The organism is Actinomyces sp. SKVG-SVH-4(1) (genome assembly GCF_048514265.1).
Lineage (GTDB): Bacteria > Actinomycetota > Actinomycetes > Actinomycetales > Actinomycetaceae > Actinomyces > Actinomyces oris.
Genome location: NZ_JBGEVE010000001.1, coordinates 134,835 through 149,684, shown reverse-complemented (window position 1 = coordinate 149,684; position 14,850 = coordinate 134,835). Strand labels below are relative to the sequence as shown.

Sequence of the window (14,850 nt, the reverse complement as noted above, 5' to 3'; positions counted from 1 at the left end):
TCACATCAGGTAGACCACCTCCACCGACCTGCTCGAGGCCTCGCGGCCTTTGACGGTGCGGGAGCGTCGGACCTGGACCACCTGAGCAGGCCCCGGGAAGTCCACCCACCTAGGTGCCTCGACGGCCTTGACGGCGCGCCGCACCCGCCGACCTTGGGAACACTCGACCGAGGAGATGGATGGGACGTCCTTCCAGGACAGAGCCTTCAAGGTACGACGAAGGAACTTCTGGTTGTCCTGAGGCGTCAGCACGTAGTGGCCACCACACACGCGGATCCACTGGACGGTGTCCACCTGAGTGTGCATCGCGCCGACGGTCACCACGACCCCGCCTGGGTCGAGGGGCTCAAGCAGGACCCTGGGTACGGGGATCTCGTTGGACTTGCCTGCCACCCGCTGCTGGGACAGCACGGCGCCCGTGGCGTGGCCCAAGGCGGCCAGGAGGTGCGGCGCCGGATCCTCACCCCTGCACGCTGCACGCATGGCCTTGCCGTCCACCGCGATCACTCTGCGGCCGTTGATGGTGCCGGTAAGCGTGTAGAACCAGGTAATCAGGTGGGCATCGAGGTCTGCGGGGTCCAGGTCCTGCAGGACCCGTCGGATCGTTGACTCCGACGGTAAAGCCTGCCCCTCCGGTAGGCCCAGGGCCTCCAGATCGGCAGCGGTCAGGTCGGTGGCGTGCTCCCGTATCGCCGTCAGGCTCCGGCATCCGGCCAGAACCCCCGCCACGGACAGGGACAGTACCGTGGGCAGGTCACGGCGTACACCCCGCCAATCGCGGGGGTCGGTCACGTTCCTGACAACCTGGGTCAGGGGCTGGCGCGACAAGGCGGTCATGGCGGAGGATGGCATCAGCACGCGCTCCCAGGACGAGGGGATGACTAAACACCACTCATCGTCCCCACGGGGCCCGCGTCCCCGTCTCGACTACACACCACCCCCGTCAAACCAGCTCAGCCCTCATCACCCACAGACTTTGCCGACCCCCTGGGTTCCAGTGAACGATGCTTCGACTCGCGGCCACAGACTCACGGTCCACGGTTTCTCGCACTGCTTTGGTAACGTAAGCGCGTGACTTCTTTCTCTGCCCGCGATACCCTGATCTCACGGCTGGTAAAGCGCGATCCAGCTCGCACGGAAGCGGACATCCAGTCTGACATTCATGCACTACTGGTGGTCGGGGAGCTGATGAACATTGGCGACCAACAAGCGCGCATGGAATCCCCGTCCGCGGATGGTACGCGCCGACGTATCGATGTTGAAGTTGGGCAACTGGCCATCGAGGTCAAGAAAGACCTGCGCAACCAGACCGTGCGAGTTGATGGGGAAGCTCAACTCGAGGGGTACATCAAGACGCGAACCGAGCAGTCAGGCGCTCACTATTCCGGTGTCCTGACTGACGGCGTTCTGTGGCTGCTGTTCAATGTCGGCGCCGAGGGTCGTCGACTCGTAGCCGAACTGGACATGACTGGCAAGAAAACGCATGTTCTCGTGCGCTGGCTTGAAGCTGTCCTGTCAACACAGACACAGGTGAAGCCCACCCCAGCCGAAATCGTACGCCGACTCGGGGCCAGCTCACCGGCCCACCTCGTCGATGTCGCCGCATTCCGAGACCTCTATCAAGCGAATGCCAATAATTCGGAGGTCGCACTCAAACGCGAACTATGGGCTAAGCTCCTTCGCACTGCTTTTGGGTCCGCGTTTGAAGACGACGAAACACTCTTCATCAACCATACCCTGCTTGTTCTCACCGCAGAGATCATTGCTCACGCCGCCCTCGGGTTCGACGTGAGCGCAACGGGCGGAATAGGCGCGAAAAAGCTCAGTCTCGGCACTGAGTTCTCGAACTCACAGATCGTCGGGGTCGTTCAACCGGACTTCTTCGACTGGCCCCTTGACGTCGACGGCGGCGAAGAGCTCATCGCGAACGTCGCCCGACGTATATCCCAGTTCAACTGGGAGCATGTCGAGCACGACGTGTTGAAACTCCTCTACGAATCAGTGATTGACACGCGCGACCGGAAGGCACTGGGCGAGTACTACACGCCCGACTGGCTGGCTCAGTCCATCGTTGACGCCAACGTGGACGAGCCTCTGACTCAACGCGTTGCGGACGTGGCGTGCGGCTCGGGAACCTTCCTGTTCCACGCCATTCGCCGCTACCTTGCCGCCGCGGACCGAGCCGCTATGTCGAACGGTGATGCGATCAGCGGGCTAACATCGCATGTCACTGGCATGGACGTCCACCCAGTAGCGGTCACTATCGCCCGCGTCACGTACCTGCTCGCTATCGGCGCGGAACGGCTTAAGGCCGACGACCGCGGACCCATAGCCGTGCCTGTATATCTCGGTGACTCCCTACAGTGGGAGCAGCAGGCGGACATCTTCACATCTGAAGAGCAGCTCACCATCGCAACCTCAGGTGCGGACCTTGTGGGGGCTGGTGCGGCGCTCTTCCATGAGAATCTCGTCTTCCCGAAGTCGGTACTACATGACGCAGCAAACTTCGATCGACTCGTCACCGCGATGTCAGACAAGGCGTCCGACACAAGCAATCGGAAGAGTAAAACCGTGATCTCGCCGACGCTACGCCAGTTCGGTATTCCCGAACACGACATGGATGTTCTCGTGAATACCTACGACACCATGCGCAGACTGCACGCCGATGGGCGCGACGGCATCTGGGGATACTACGTCCGCAATCTCGTTCGTCCCACATGGCTGTCCGCGGACGACAACAAGGTGGATGTCCTCGTCGGCAATCCGCCCTGGCTCCGATATGGGGCGATGACCGGCCCGATGCAGAAACGCTTTACCTCCATGCTCAAAGCTCACGGCCTGATCACCGGCAGAGCCGGCGTGACCGGCAGGGATCTCGCTCCGTTGTTCGTTGTACGGACCACAGCGCTATACCTTCGGGCGGGAGGCAGGTTCGCGATGATTGTTCCTCACGGCGTTCTTACTCGCCAACCTCACGCCGAGTTCCGGTCGGGGCGCTGGGGGAGCACAACTCTCGACCTGCGCGTGCAGTTCGACCGCGCGTGGGACCTACGGGAGGCGGCGACCGGATTCCCCAATCACGCAGCCGTCATCATCGGCAACCGCAGTACGACGTCCAAGGCGATGACCACAGAGGTCGAGACCTGGTCGACGAAAGGGATAAAATCCAACGTCACCTGGGACGAAATACTTCCGCGTCTTACAAGGAACGTGACCACGGTCGGGGTCACAAGAGAAAAAGACGCAGCAGTCACCTTCTCTGTCTACCGGAAAAGGTTTCGTCAGGGAGCAGTACTCGCCCCACGAATGCTTACGTTCGTCGAGAAGGGAAAGTCGAGTCCGCTTGGAGCTGGCGCTGGGCGCGTCCCAGTCGTTTCGCGGAAGACGAACCAGGATAAGCAGCCATGGAAGGCGCTGCCGCCGATTTCCGAGGTAGTCGAGAAGGCGTTTATTCGTCGAGTTCATCTCGGTGAGACCATACTTCCGTTCCGGACTGCAGAGCCGTTGAAGGCAGTGCTGCCGATATCGCCGAAGACCGGGAAGCTTCTCTCACCTAGCGAAATTGCTGAGCATGAAGGCCTCTCAAATTGGTGGGGTACGGCGGAGAATTTTTGGAGCGCCAACAAGTCAGCGAAAGCTTCTGAAACGTTCCTCGATCGCATCGACTATATTCACCAGCTTTCCGCACAGCTCCCTTCTGCGAGTCAGCGCGTAGTCTACACCAAGGCCGGTAACACCATTACTGCGGCCCGAGTTGATGATGTTGATGCGATAATCGATCACAAACTGTACTGGGCGGCCACGAACACTGTCGACGAATCGCGTTACCTCGTCGGGATTCTCAACTCCGCAGCCGTGCTTGAGCGCGTCAAGCCATTCATGGCGGTAGGCCTTTTTGGCCCGAGAGACGTCGACAAGAACGTGTTCCGCGCATTGATTCAGCCATACGACGCCAGCAACCAGTCCCACATCGCCCTTACGGAGGCGGTCGCTGAAGCAGAAGACGCCGCAAGCAAGGTCAACGTCAGCGAGACAAAGACATTCAAGGAGGCACGCAAGCTCATTAGGGCGGAACTCGAGCATAAGGCGCTCCTTCCGAAGATTGAGGCACTCGTTCTTGACGTCGTGCCTACAGTCGCCCCCTAGCGTCGTTTGCACGGCAGGAACGAAGCCTAGGGGGTCGGCAAGATCGCTGCATAAAGGTGGCTGAGCGTTGACAGAGACGATGAGTCGTGTCGATGTGTATGAGGTCAGGGCTTTGTACCTTGTTGTTGGACGCGGGGGTTGGTTTACGCGGCGGTTGCCAGCGTAGTGGTTGAGGTCTGTTTCTTGTAGGTGGTTGGGGGCTAGGTAGCCGCAGTAGGAGTGATGGCGTACGGTACCCGTGCGCAGGTCGACCACCTGAAGGTCTGGCGCCGGCAGGTCAGCTCATCAGACCAAGAGCGCTCGTCCACGAGGATTTCACGTTTCAACGTGACATTGAGTGACTCAGCCAGCACGCCTGCCGCGCTGGAGCCGACTGCTCCCATGGGCCCAGCAACCCTGAGCCTCATACATTCGGCGGCGAAGTCCTTGGAGGTATAGACCGATCATCACCCCAGAAACAAACACAAACGCTGCCTCAAATCACAACTAGCAGTTGACTTCACTCTCAAGACGAACCTAATCAAGAGGGACAGGAAACGTCTATTGCTCTTGATAGGTTTTAGCAGATCCACACTTTCCCATTCTCACCTCAACGCTATGTCAGTCGTTCATCCACAACACTTCCTGACGCGATCTTACGCCGTCGCATGTGCAACAACCGACTGGCGAGTGGAGCCACCAGCGAAGGACAGCGCGTTATCGGCGCCAAGCGTATTTTGGCTCGTGTGACCGCGTCACCAGCAACATGCACGGGACCGATCAAGCAGTCCTCAGTCAACTTGAACGACTGCAGCCCTCAACATCAAAGCGCCGTCCGGCTTGCATGCCCGAAACGCTTCTCGCGATGTTCCTAACCGCATAGGCAGAGTTGATTATGGCCACCGAACAGTACGGTACGGGAAGAACACGCACGAGATGTTCCTTCGCCAGAGACTTCGCTCCACACCCATTATCGCGAAGGCGGACACCGATCTCTGCAGATATCTTAGACTCGGCGCCTCTGGCAGCATCCAGACGCCACCTCGGTCATCGACGCCTTGATGACCGCCGCCAGTGCACGATCGTCGATGTGTTCGTCTCAAGCCTGACCATTCATCCCGGTCACCCAAGCACGTATTTCGGTTCCTGAATCGATCCATGTCCTCGCGCCCGATGGCATGAGAGCTCTATATCTGAGGTGGGTCGCTCACGGGTCGTAGACTTGGACGGGGGTCTTCCGCGCCGAGGACCTCACGCAACCGCGCGGGATGCCATCTCAGTTCCCGTGCAAGGTCGATCTGCCCGTAGCCTGCTTGATCAGCGAGTTCGGCTGCCTGCGCGAGCAACGAGGGCATCTCTCCAGGATATGCATTCACAGGTTCCTGTGTTTCCAGCCCCGAACTGCGCAACTGGTTCAACTTCTGATAGCCGCGCCGGACCGACGCATCAGAGACAGTGCCAGTCTCCTTCATCCGCAGCAGCAGCGAGTCGACCGAGACACCCCAGTGTCGCGACAGTTCGTCCAGCCTTGACAAGTTCACCCTGCGTGGCAGTAGGTTCACGATCTGGGATCGCGGCGTAAGGAACTCGGCCGCGAACTTATCAGCTTCGCGTTCCTGCTGCTTGTCACCCGGCGCCACCTCTCCGTGCAGCAACAAGTGCCCAAGCTCGTGCGCGACCGTGAACCGGTAGACAAACACAGACTTCGCCCGTTCCGGGGTGATGACGATGACTGGTCTTGCCAGGTGCGACGTGGAGAATGCACCAACACGAGCAACATCCGCGTTTGCCAATGTGAGCAGACTGACGACGATCCCGTGCGACTCTGCCAAAGCGACCAGATGCTTCACCGGCTTTACGCCCAGTCCCCACCTCGCGCGAAGTGCATGGGCAGCCGAAATCGGATCCGCGTGCCCACGGTCGATCGGTGGCAGATCGACCTCTGGGAAGCGAACCTTCTTCTCCAGGGCGAACGTCAACTCCCACACCTGCTCGATAAACGCGATTGCCTTCGCACGATCCCGCGCAGACGTCGAACGTAGGCTCCGGAAGTGCGCCTGCGACCCATCCAATCGACCAATCGGTCGGCCGGTCGCGAAGTACTCCACAGGAACATGCAGTTCGCGCGCAAGCAAGGGCAGCAGGTCACGTCGGGGCGTAGAGGACTGCGACTCGTACTGACCGATGGCTGCAGGTGTCACCCCGACGAGTTTGGCGAGTTTCGCTTTTGACAGACCGGCTGCCAAACGCGCCTGCGTCAGGCGCGCAGGATCGAAGCTGCCCGCAACAGTACCGAGGTCAGGGCGATCGGAGGGCTTGACCAGGGAGAATAGGGCACCCCAGTCATCCATGAGCGCCTCCGTCTGCCTCTCTCTTCTTCATCCCCAGTTGCGGACGCGGGATAGGGCCGTCCGAGAAACCCTCGTCCTCCGCAGGCGCGACATCCACCAGCGAGCCCGAGCCAACGTCGAGCAACGACTCCATCGAGGCAAAGGCGAGACAGCCATCGGCTTCCAGAGTCGCCTCACCCCAGTCGATGCTGTGAAGCGCAGAGGGGTTGCTCGCGTAGGGCACGACGACCACACGGTGAGACGTCAATGTCTCCTCAAGTGCCTTGGCTTCGGCGTCGAGAAGTTTTCGCTCCTCCTCAGTTAGCTCCAGGTGCTCGAACTCGATGTCGAGGTGCTGCTGCGCGAAATCCCGTTCCTGCCTGAAGAGGGAGATGCGCGTGTCCGACACCGCGAAAGGACGCGATCCGACGTCAGTAGAAGACTCCCGAGCGAAGCGCCACGGGAAGAGGACCACACCTTTGAACGAAACCAACTTGTAGCCCCGCCGCAGGATGATTTCAGCCGAAGGAAGCCGCCCGAGCACCGCCACAAACTCATCCAAGCACTTGCGCCAAATCTGCCCGTACACCCCAGTATGCTTCATGTCTGCTTCCGCCTGCGCGTTCGCCATCTTCTCGTGGCAGTCGCGGATGATGGCTGGGATCTGATCCCGCACCAGCACCCCATCGGCTCCCAGCGTCCGCAACGCCCACTCACGTCCCGCATCAATTGCCACCTCTGACTCCCTTCATCTACTTACAAAGATAGTAGCACATCACTTTAGTTTTTGACACTGGACACTCATTGTCGGTTGATGTGTCAACGGTTATCGCTAGATGGGTAAGTCCAAGGGGGTTAGTGGTCGTAGAGGGTTAGGGAGCGTAGGACAGCCGCGCCGGTGAGGCTGTTGTGCCAGATAGCGGCTGCCAGGGCCGAGATTCGTGGGGTGATGCGGCGCAGGGGCAGAAACCGCTGGCCGCTGGGAGGGCGCTCGCCCTTGCAGCTGGGACGGATCAGCGTGATACCTCTACCGGCGAGCTCGGCCTCGAAGGCAGAGCCGAAGTAGTTGTTGTCGGCGATGACCACCCGACCGCTCTGGGCGGGCTGGTTCATGGTGGCCAGTACAGTGAGCAGATTCTGGCGCTCGTCGGCCTTGGCACCGGTCAGTGTCCAGCCCATGGGAAGACCGTGGACGGTGCACACCGGGTGCAAGCGGCAAGCCACCTGGGCCGGCCAGATCGTCTCGGCTCTGGAGCGCCAGAGCGTGGTGGTCGCCGGCACCGACGCCGCCGCAGTGGTGCTTCCTCACCTGGAGAGCCAGCTCATCGCTCTGCACGCTCAGTGGGCTGATGTCGCCGCCCTGGTGCAGGCCCACCCTCCTCGTTACCAGGTCCCGACCTCCATGCCCGGGATCGGTGTCAGGACCGCCGCCATCTTCCTGGCCGAGACCCTCTGGGCAGAACCTCCAGTCACCGGGGCACAGCTGGCCTCCTACGCCGGCCTGGCACCGGAGACCAGAAGATCAGGCTCTTCCATCCGTGGTGAGCACGTCTCCCACGGCGGCAACAAGAGACTCAAGCGAGCCATGTTCCTGTCCGCCTTCGCCTCCCTGCGCTCCGCCCCAGCCTCCCGGGCCTACTACCAGCGCAAACGCGACCAAAGTAAACGCCACAACCAAGCCGTCCTCACCTTGGCCCACTGCCGCATCCTGACCCTGCACGCCATGATCCGCAACGACACCCTCTACGACCCACAACCAGCCACGAAACTACCCACCGCCGCTTGACACACCACATAGGGGCACCCCCTCATCAGTCCCCAACCAGCTACTCCGCTACGACGCAGTGGGTCCGCCGACTCACTGCGTCGTCGTCATTCGGGCAGAGCCGGTGGCGGTGATGGTGAAGCCCTCTGCCGGGAGGATCCCCCACGGGAGAAAAGGCGGGCGGGAGCGGGCCTGCAGCCTCACCTCGGCGGTGCGGCTGTCGGCGGCCCGGGCGCTGACGATCGTGACCCCCTCCAGCCTGGCCGCTGCCGGTTGGGCGGACAGGTCCTCGGCCGCCTTGCTCCCCACCCCCGCGTCGGTGAGGGACCCGGGTGCGTCATCCGTGACACCGCCCCCGTAGTAGGGGTGCGCCTCCATACTGTCTGCTCCCGCAGCAGCAGCCGAGTCCGCCAGTGACGTGAGGGTCTTGAGGTCGAGGTAGACGGCGGTTGCCGAGGCCGCAACGAACAGCAGCGCAAGGACGACGCAGATGAGCCCGACCCCCAGGAGAAGCGTCTGCCCGTCCTCCTCGCAGTGCAGCCGACGCACCAGAGCGAGAGTCCGCCGTCGGGCGGTTCTGGGAGCGGAGTTCCGGTTCACGGCTCCTCCTTGCCCGGCAGGGTGATGGAGCGCTCGGTGTCCACGACGACGACGTCCCGACCGATCCCCAGCGAGGCGAAGCCCGGCAGGTCCACACCGACTGAGACTTCGACCATCGCCACCTGCCCCCGGGCGCAGCCGTGAGCACAGGTGACCGACAGGGAGCCCGACGGGTCGGCGTCGATGCCCTGATCGGACAGGGACAGCTGCATGGCCAACTGCGCGTCATCCATCGCGGAGGGCGAGTCATCGACCTCCAGCACCCGGCTGGCGGCGTCGGCCGCCGAGGCGACGGCGAAGGTTGTGGCCTGGAGCTGGGCGAGCGTCACCACCAGGTAGAGCACGGGCACCACCAGGACGGCGCTCCACCCGATGAACTCGACGATCGCATTGCCCTCCTCCTGGCTCATGAGCCGCCGGACGGTTCGGCGACCTGCCCTGAGTGCCTCTCGGAGCCTGCTGACTGCCCTCCCGGCGATGAGGGCGGGGGCCGGCACCGCCCTCGGCGACCGCGGCGCGGCACAGCTCCCGCGTCGCCTGGAGCCGACCATGGCTATCACCCGAGCTCACCTCTGCTGGATCAGGGAGGACTCATCGATGGCGTGCCCGGTGACCCGCAGTGTCCCACCGGGGCCGAACAGCCCCAGGACCGGGAAGGGCGCTGTCACCGTCACCTCAACGATCCTCAGGTCGCCGGAGGGGACCCGCGAGACGGTGACGGTGTCCACGTAGCCACGTCTGAGGGCGGCGTCGGTGAGGACCTGTACCCGCTGGCGCGCCTCGGCCTCCGTGCCTCCGACCAGTGCGGCTCGACGAGCACCGTCACCCGCGGCGTCGGTGAGGACGTTCCGGGCGTAGACCCCCAGGGCCACCTGGAGGAGCGCCACGAACACGACGATGACAAGCGCACCGACCATGACGAAGTCGACGACGGCCGAGCCCGACTCGTTGTGCTCGCGCGGGCAGGGGCGAGCCGGCCGGGGCAGGGCGCGACCAGCCCGTTGGAGCACCCCGAGGAGGGGCACTCGTTCAGATCGCACTGGTCACCTTCGCGATGGCGTTGAGGAAGACCTCGGTCAGCGTGCTGCCGGCCACCGTCCACAGAGCCACGACGAGCCCCGCGGTCATGAGGGTCACCAGGACCCAGCCGGGGACGTCGCCGCGTTCATCGCGCAGATCGATCCGGGTCGCACCGGTGGCAGGCCACGACCGGGAACCGGGGTCAGGGCGGTGGGATGTGGGAGGGATGAGGCGCTTCATGACTGCTCCTTGCTGTCGGTAAGGATTCTGGGCAAGAGGACGAACGCTGATTGGGCTCGGCAGGTGCAGGAGGGAGGTGAGGGCGCTTCACACCCCCAGCCTGAGGACGAACAGTCCCGGGAAGAGGGCGAAGACGACGGTGATGGGCAGGACGAGGAAGACCACGGGGACCATCTGGGCGATCTCCCGTCTTCCGCCTTCCTCCATGAGGTCCTGGCGCGCCGCCTCACGCACGTCGGCGGCCTGGGAGCGCAGGACCTCGGCCAGTGGTGTACCGCGCTCAAGGGCCACGATGATCGCCTCGCACAGGCGGGTGACGTGGACGGAACCGACTCGCCGCTCCATACGGTCCAACGCGGTGGACAGGACCGTGCCGGAGCGGATGTCGGTCAGAGTGCTGCTCAGCTCGTCGACGAGGTCGCCCCGGCCCAGCGCGACGATGCGCTCGATGGCCGGCACCGGGCCCTGACCGGCCCCCACCGCCAGGGCCAGCAGCTCGACGACGTCGGGCAGCTGCGCCTCGATCCGTGACAGCCGCTTCGCCACGGCCCGGCTGAGCCACCAGTCGCGGGCAGCGGCCCCGGCCACTGTGCCCATGAGGCACAGGAGGATGAGCGCGGACACGTTGACGGAGCGGGCCAGGGCCGCCAGGCCGCCTGCAGTCAGGACGAGCAGGAGCGCCGTCGTCGACCACAGGACCTGCTGGAGGCGGAACTGATCGACCCCCAGTGACGACCCTGATCGCGTCAAGCGCCGCCGGACCGAGTCGGCCGACGAGCCCAGGGTGTCCATCAGCCTGCCGAGACTGAGAGCACGTGCGGTGGAGGCCATGAGCAGGCCGACGACGGTGCTCCCGTCAGAGGTCGGCCCTGCCGGAGCGGCCAGCAGGCCGGAGGTCGTGGGACGGCGGTGGACGTAGGGCTCCAGGCGGGCCATGAGTGTGGGGCGACGTCGGCGGAGGGCCGAGATGACGCACAGGACGCCCACGGCCCCCAGCAGCCCGGCGAGTCCTCCGGCGAGCATCGCGTTCATGGGGTTCATCGCAGCGTCCTCTCCTCCTCGGGCAGCCGCCCCAGGCGCAGCATGAGCCGGTAGGCGATGACCGAGACAACGGCTCCGATCAGGAGAACGACGGCTCCGGCACCGGTGGCATAGGCCGCTGCTGCCTGAGGCCGGCTGGACAGCAGCGCCAGGACCAGCCACGGGGCGGCGACCGCGACCTTGGCGCCGTTGACGGTCCAGGACTGGCGAGCCTCGAGCTCGCCTCGGGTGCGCATGTCCTCACGCAGCATCTGCGACAGGGAGCGCAGCAGCGTCCCCAGGTCAGTGCCGCCGACCTCGTGGGCCAGGCGCAGGGCCTCAACGATCCGGTCGGCGACCGGGTCAGCGAAGCGGGCCTTGAGACGGTCCAGGGAGCTGTCGAAGCGGGCCGAGGCGGCGTAGTCGGTGGCGAAGGCCCGGAACTGGGGGCGGACTGCCTCCGGGCCGCGCTCACCGAGGTTGGTCAGCGCCTCCGGCAGGCTCATGCCCGCACGGACGCCGGAGACGAGGGTGTCGACGGCCTCGGGCCACACCTCGCGCAGCCGGGTGCGGCGGTTACGCGCTCGTGAGGAGATGACAAGGAAAGGAATCGCCGTGAAGATGGCGGTGAAGGCCACGGCCACCGGCCAGGCCCGGGACATTCCCAGGAAGACCAGACCGATCAGCAGCCCCAGCCCGATCGACCCCAGGACAAACATCGCGGGACTGGTGTGGCCAGCACCGGCCTGGACCAGGATGTCGGCCAGGAGACGGGAGCGCCTCGAGCGCCACTGAGGCGGGTCGGAGGTGCAGGCCATCCAGATCAGGAGCAGCCCCACCCCGCCCAGGAGCCCGGCGAAGGCGCCCATCAGTAGGCCTCCTGGGGGCCTGCGGGGCGGGAGCCGAGCAGGGCGGTGAGGTCATGACCGGCCCGATTGAATCGCTCGGCGGCGTCGGGCGCTCCGGCGCCCCGGACAAGGTTGCCGGCGGAGTCGCGGTGGAAGACGTCGGAGAGCTCGATGATGCCGTTCTCCACCCGGCCGGACAGGGCCGCGACCTCGCGCACCGTACGGCGCCCGCTGCGATCCAGGTCGAGGTGGACGACCAGGTCGATGGCGCTGGCGACGGTGGGGACCACGAAGTCGCTGGAGACGTTCTCCCCCGCCAGCAGCGGGAGCGTACAGATCTTGATGATGGCCTCCCTGGCGGAGTTGGCGTGGATGGTGCACATGGACGGCAGACCCGAGTTCATGGCGATGAGGAGGTCCAGGGCCTCGGCCTCGCGGACCTCTCCGATGAGGAGGCGGTCGGGGCGCATGCGCAGGGCCTCCTTGACCAGACGCCGCAGACTGATCTCTCCGACTCCCTCAAGGTTGGGCGGCCGGGTCTGCATGGCCACGCAGTCCCGGTTGCGCAGGGCGAGCTCGAAGACCTCCTCGCAGGAGATGACCCGCTGCGCGCCCGGGATCGCTCCGGCCAGCGCCCTGACCATGGTGGTCTTGCCGGCCTGGGTGGCGCCCGAGACCAGGATGTTGAGGCCGGCCTGCACGGAGGCGTCCAGGAAGGCGGCGACCCGGCTGGTCAGTGAGCCCATGCGCACCAGGTCGGCGGTGCGGGAGGCACGCGAGGTGTGCTTGCGGATGTTGACCGCCCAGTGCTGGGAGGTGATGGGCGGGATGACGACGTGGAGCCGCTGTCCCCCGGCGAGCTGGGCGTCAACGAAGGGGCTGGACAGGTCCAGGCGGCGTCCGGAGGCCCGCAGCATCCGCTCGACCAGGACCGCGAGGTCCTCGCTCTCCAGGATCGTGGTGGTCAGCTCGGGGCGCCCGGAACGGGCGACGAAGACTCGGCCGGGGGCGTTGACCCAGATCTCCTCAATGGACTCGTCATCGAGGTAGCCCTGGAGCGGGCCCAGCCCCGCCATGGAGTCGAGTACGTGGGTTCGCGCCCCCTTGGGGTCGATGAGCGGAGGGACGAGTCCGGCGTCGGAGCGGCGCAGGTAGTCCTCCTCGGCCTGGGTGACGAGCTGGTCGAGGTCGGAGGCGTCCTTGAGCGGGTCGATGCCGCGAGCGCGCACCAGCTCGCGAACCTCGGTCAGGAGAAGATCGGCAGCGTCCATGATGCCTCTCAGCGTGGGAGTCGTATGAGGGGAGGAGTGAGGATGATGTGAGGACCGACCCGGGGCTCTGCACTGAGCCGTGACACACCAGCCGGTCGGTGACCATTGTCACGGATAAACTCTAGGGCACCTGATCACGACATGGCCACTACCTCGACATAACCTGTGGATAACATCGATCTTCTGGCACATTCCTCAAGCCGTTGCCCACGTCCCTGGACGTTTGCCGCCAGCGGACGGGCGCGGCTGTCCTGCGAGACATAGGACCTGTCGCCTACGGTTGGACCATGTCACAGCCTCCGCAGTCCCCGGACGCCCCCGGCACCACTGATGTCGACGGCGGCGCCGACAGCCTCGCCGATGAGGTGACCTCCGACGTCGAGCGCGCTGAGGCTCAAGCCGGCGATGAGGACAACCACCAGCAGCAGGCTGAGCCCTCCGATCAGCGAGCCGACGAGCACGACGAGGACTATCGGGCGCCCGTGGTCGTGGCCCCGCTGCCGGGTGCCTCGGCCGAGCCGCCCCTCAGCAGCACGCCGGCACCCCAGGCCCAGCCCGCCGAGACTCCTCGCCCTCACCACACCGCGCTCTCCCTGGCGGCGATGGCGAGCGTCGCCGTCGCCGGCCTCAACCCGACTCGGCTGGCGCTGCCGCAGTCCGAGACCCCGGAGCGGCACATCATCGGCGTCATCGACACCCAGGGCCGCCACTGGGAGGTCCATGAGGCCCGCACCGATGCCGTGGGCGCTTCCTTGGAGGCTGAGGCCGAGGTGCTGCGCCGCATCGGCCGGGTCGTCGACGACGGACGGCTCTCCTTCGACGTTCCTCGCGTCGCCGGCTCCCTGCGTCAGAAGGACGCGCACATTCAGGTCCGCTCCCATGTGGAGGGCAAGCCGATCCCGGTGGAGACGCTCCGGCCGGGACCGGGGATGTCGGCGGGCCTGGGCAAGGCGCTCGGTGAGATCCATGAGCTGTCCATGACGGTGATCTCCGAGGCCGGTATGCCGGTCTACGACGCCGAGGAGGTGCGTCGGCGCTGGCTGAGCCTGCTGGACGACACCGCCGCGACGGGCAGGACTCCACCGGCGCTGCTGGGGCGCTGGGAGCAGGCCCTGGAGGACACCGCCCTGTGGCGCTTCCGCCCCACCGTGGTTCACGGGGACCTCGCCGAGGAGAACGTGCTGGTGGCCGGCGGCACGGTGGTGGCCGTGCGGGGCTGGTCCCAGGCGCATGTGGGAGACCCGGCCGAGGACCTGGCCTGGGTGTACTCCTCAGCACCGGTGGACTGCCTGGACTCCATTGAGGACGCCTACGACATCGCCAGATCCGAGGGCGTTGACCGCCACCTGCGTGAGCGCGCCGAGCTGGTCAGTGAGCTGAGCCTGGCGCGTTGGCTGCTGCACGGGGTGAGGACCGGGGACAAGCCGGTCATCAATGACGCGGTGGCGATGCTGGAGGATCTGGCCGCCCAGGTGGGTGACGCCCCGCTGGTGGAGCCGGCCACGCCCCGGCTGGCTCCGGTGCCCGGGGTTCGCGAGCCGGCTGAGCCTGACGCCATCACCAATCCGGTGGCGATGGTGCGCGTCGACGACGAGGAGATCTGACGGGCGCGCTGCTCTGCGGCCCTTGTC

At 65.0% G+C, this 14,850-nt stretch carries 13 protein-coding genes and 1 pseudogene; 3 read left to right on the top strand and 11 right to left on the bottom strand.

What is annotated here, in order from left to right:
- Nucleotides 1-837, bottom strand: coding sequence for an ISAs1 family transposase (locus tag AB7V09_RS00560; protein WP_419142625.1), 837 nt, complete (start codon nucleotides 835-837; stop codon nucleotides 1-3).
- Between the two features lie 234 nt (nucleotides 838-1,071).
- Here AB7V09_RS00560 and AB7V09_RS00555 point away from each other — a divergent pair, with 234 nt between their 5' ends.
- The gene (locus AB7V09_RS00555; protein ID WP_419142624.1) at nucleotides 1,072-4,146 is read left to right on the top strand and encodes an N-6 DNA methylase; all 3,075 of its coding nucleotides are present in this window, start codon (nucleotides 1,072-1,074) and stop codon (nucleotides 4,144-4,146) included.
- A gap of 1,166 nt (nucleotides 4,147-5,312) precedes the next feature.
- Here the strand turns inward: AB7V09_RS00555 and AB7V09_RS00550 are convergent.
- From AB7V09_RS00550 to AB7V09_RS00540, 3 genes are all read right to left on the bottom strand, one after another.
- Nucleotides 5,313-6,476, bottom strand: a complete 1,164-nt coding sequence (locus AB7V09_RS00550) for an XRE family transcriptional regulator (RefSeq protein WP_419142623.1) — start codon at nucleotides 6,474-6,476, stop codon at nucleotides 5,313-5,315.
- Nucleotides 6,469-7,191 (bottom strand): hypothetical protein, encoded by a 723-nt coding sequence (locus AB7V09_RS00545; RefSeq protein ID WP_419142622.1) that lies wholly within the window; start codon nucleotides 7,189-7,191, stop codon nucleotides 6,469-6,471. The genes AB7V09_RS00550 and AB7V09_RS00545 overlap by 8 nt, the downstream gene beginning before the upstream one ends.
- Nucleotides 7,192-7,310: 119 nt before the next feature.
- Nucleotides 7,311-7,634: a hypothetical protein gene (locus AB7V09_RS00540; RefSeq protein ID WP_419142621.1), complete on the bottom strand. Its 324-nt coding sequence runs from the start codon at nucleotides 7,632-7,634 to the stop codon at nucleotides 7,311-7,313.
- A 25-nt stretch (nucleotides 7,635-7,659) separates the two neighbouring features.
- Between AB7V09_RS00540 and AB7V09_RS00535 the strand changes: the two are divergent.
- Nucleotides 7,660-8,241: pseudogene (locus tag AB7V09_RS00535) on the top strand (transposase); the annotation flags it as partial.
- 72 nt (nucleotides 8,242-8,313) lie between these two features.
- On the opposite strand, the gene AB7V09_RS00530 reads toward AB7V09_RS00535, so the two are convergent.
- The 7 genes from AB7V09_RS00530 to AB7V09_RS00500 all read right to left on the bottom strand — a co-directional run bounded on the left by AB7V09_RS00530 (nucleotide 8,314) and on the right by AB7V09_RS00500 (nucleotide 13,219).
- A complete protein-coding gene (locus AB7V09_RS00530; RefSeq protein ID WP_419142620.1) occupies nucleotides 8,314-8,820 on the bottom strand; it encodes a glycosyltransferase in 507 nt (168 codons plus the stop codon).
- Nucleotides 8,817-9,230 carry a hypothetical protein gene (locus AB7V09_RS00525; RefSeq protein WP_009407090.1) on the bottom strand — a complete coding sequence of 138 codons (414 nt, stop codon included), beginning with the start codon at nucleotides 9,228-9,230 and terminating at the stop codon, nucleotides 8,817-8,819. Before AB7V09_RS00525 ends, AB7V09_RS00530 begins: the two co-directional genes overlap by 4 nt.
- Nucleotides 9,231-9,386: 156 nt before the next feature.
- Complete coding sequence (locus tag AB7V09_RS00520; protein ID WP_009747807.1) at nucleotides 9,387-9,860, bottom strand: TadE family protein; 474 nt, start codon at nucleotides 9,858-9,860, stop codon at nucleotides 9,387-9,389.
- The gene (locus AB7V09_RS00515; protein WP_009747723.1) at nucleotides 9,850-10,080 is read right to left on the bottom strand and encodes a hypothetical protein; all 231 of its coding nucleotides are present in this window, start codon (nucleotides 10,078-10,080) and stop codon (nucleotides 9,850-9,852) included. The genes AB7V09_RS00520 and AB7V09_RS00515 overlap by 11 nt, the downstream gene beginning before the upstream one ends.
- Nucleotides 10,081-10,167: 87 nt before the next feature.
- Nucleotides 10,168-11,121: a type II secretion system F family protein gene (locus AB7V09_RS00510; RefSeq protein WP_279014826.1), complete on the bottom strand. Its 954-nt coding sequence runs from the start codon at nucleotides 11,119-11,121 to the stop codon at nucleotides 10,168-10,170.
- On the bottom strand, nucleotides 11,118-11,969 hold the full coding sequence (locus AB7V09_RS00505) for a type II secretion system F family protein (RefSeq protein WP_419142619.1): 852 nt from the start codon (nucleotides 11,967-11,969) through the stop codon (nucleotides 11,118-11,120). The genes AB7V09_RS00510 and AB7V09_RS00505 overlap by 4 nt, the downstream gene beginning before the upstream one ends.
- A complete protein-coding gene (locus tag AB7V09_RS00500) occupies nucleotides 11,969-13,219 on the bottom strand; it encodes a CpaF family protein (protein ID WP_419142618.1) in 1,251 nt (416 codons plus the stop codon). Before AB7V09_RS00500 ends, AB7V09_RS00505 begins: the two co-directional genes overlap by 1 nt.
- A 287-nt stretch (nucleotides 13,220-13,506) precedes the next feature.
- On the opposite strand from AB7V09_RS00500, the gene AB7V09_RS00495 reads away from it, so the two are divergent.
- Entirely contained in the window at nucleotides 13,507-14,823 is a 1,317-nt protein-coding gene (locus AB7V09_RS00495; RefSeq protein ID WP_419142617.1) for a phosphotransferase, read from the top strand.
- Nucleotides 14,824-14,850 lie beyond the last annotated feature (27 nt).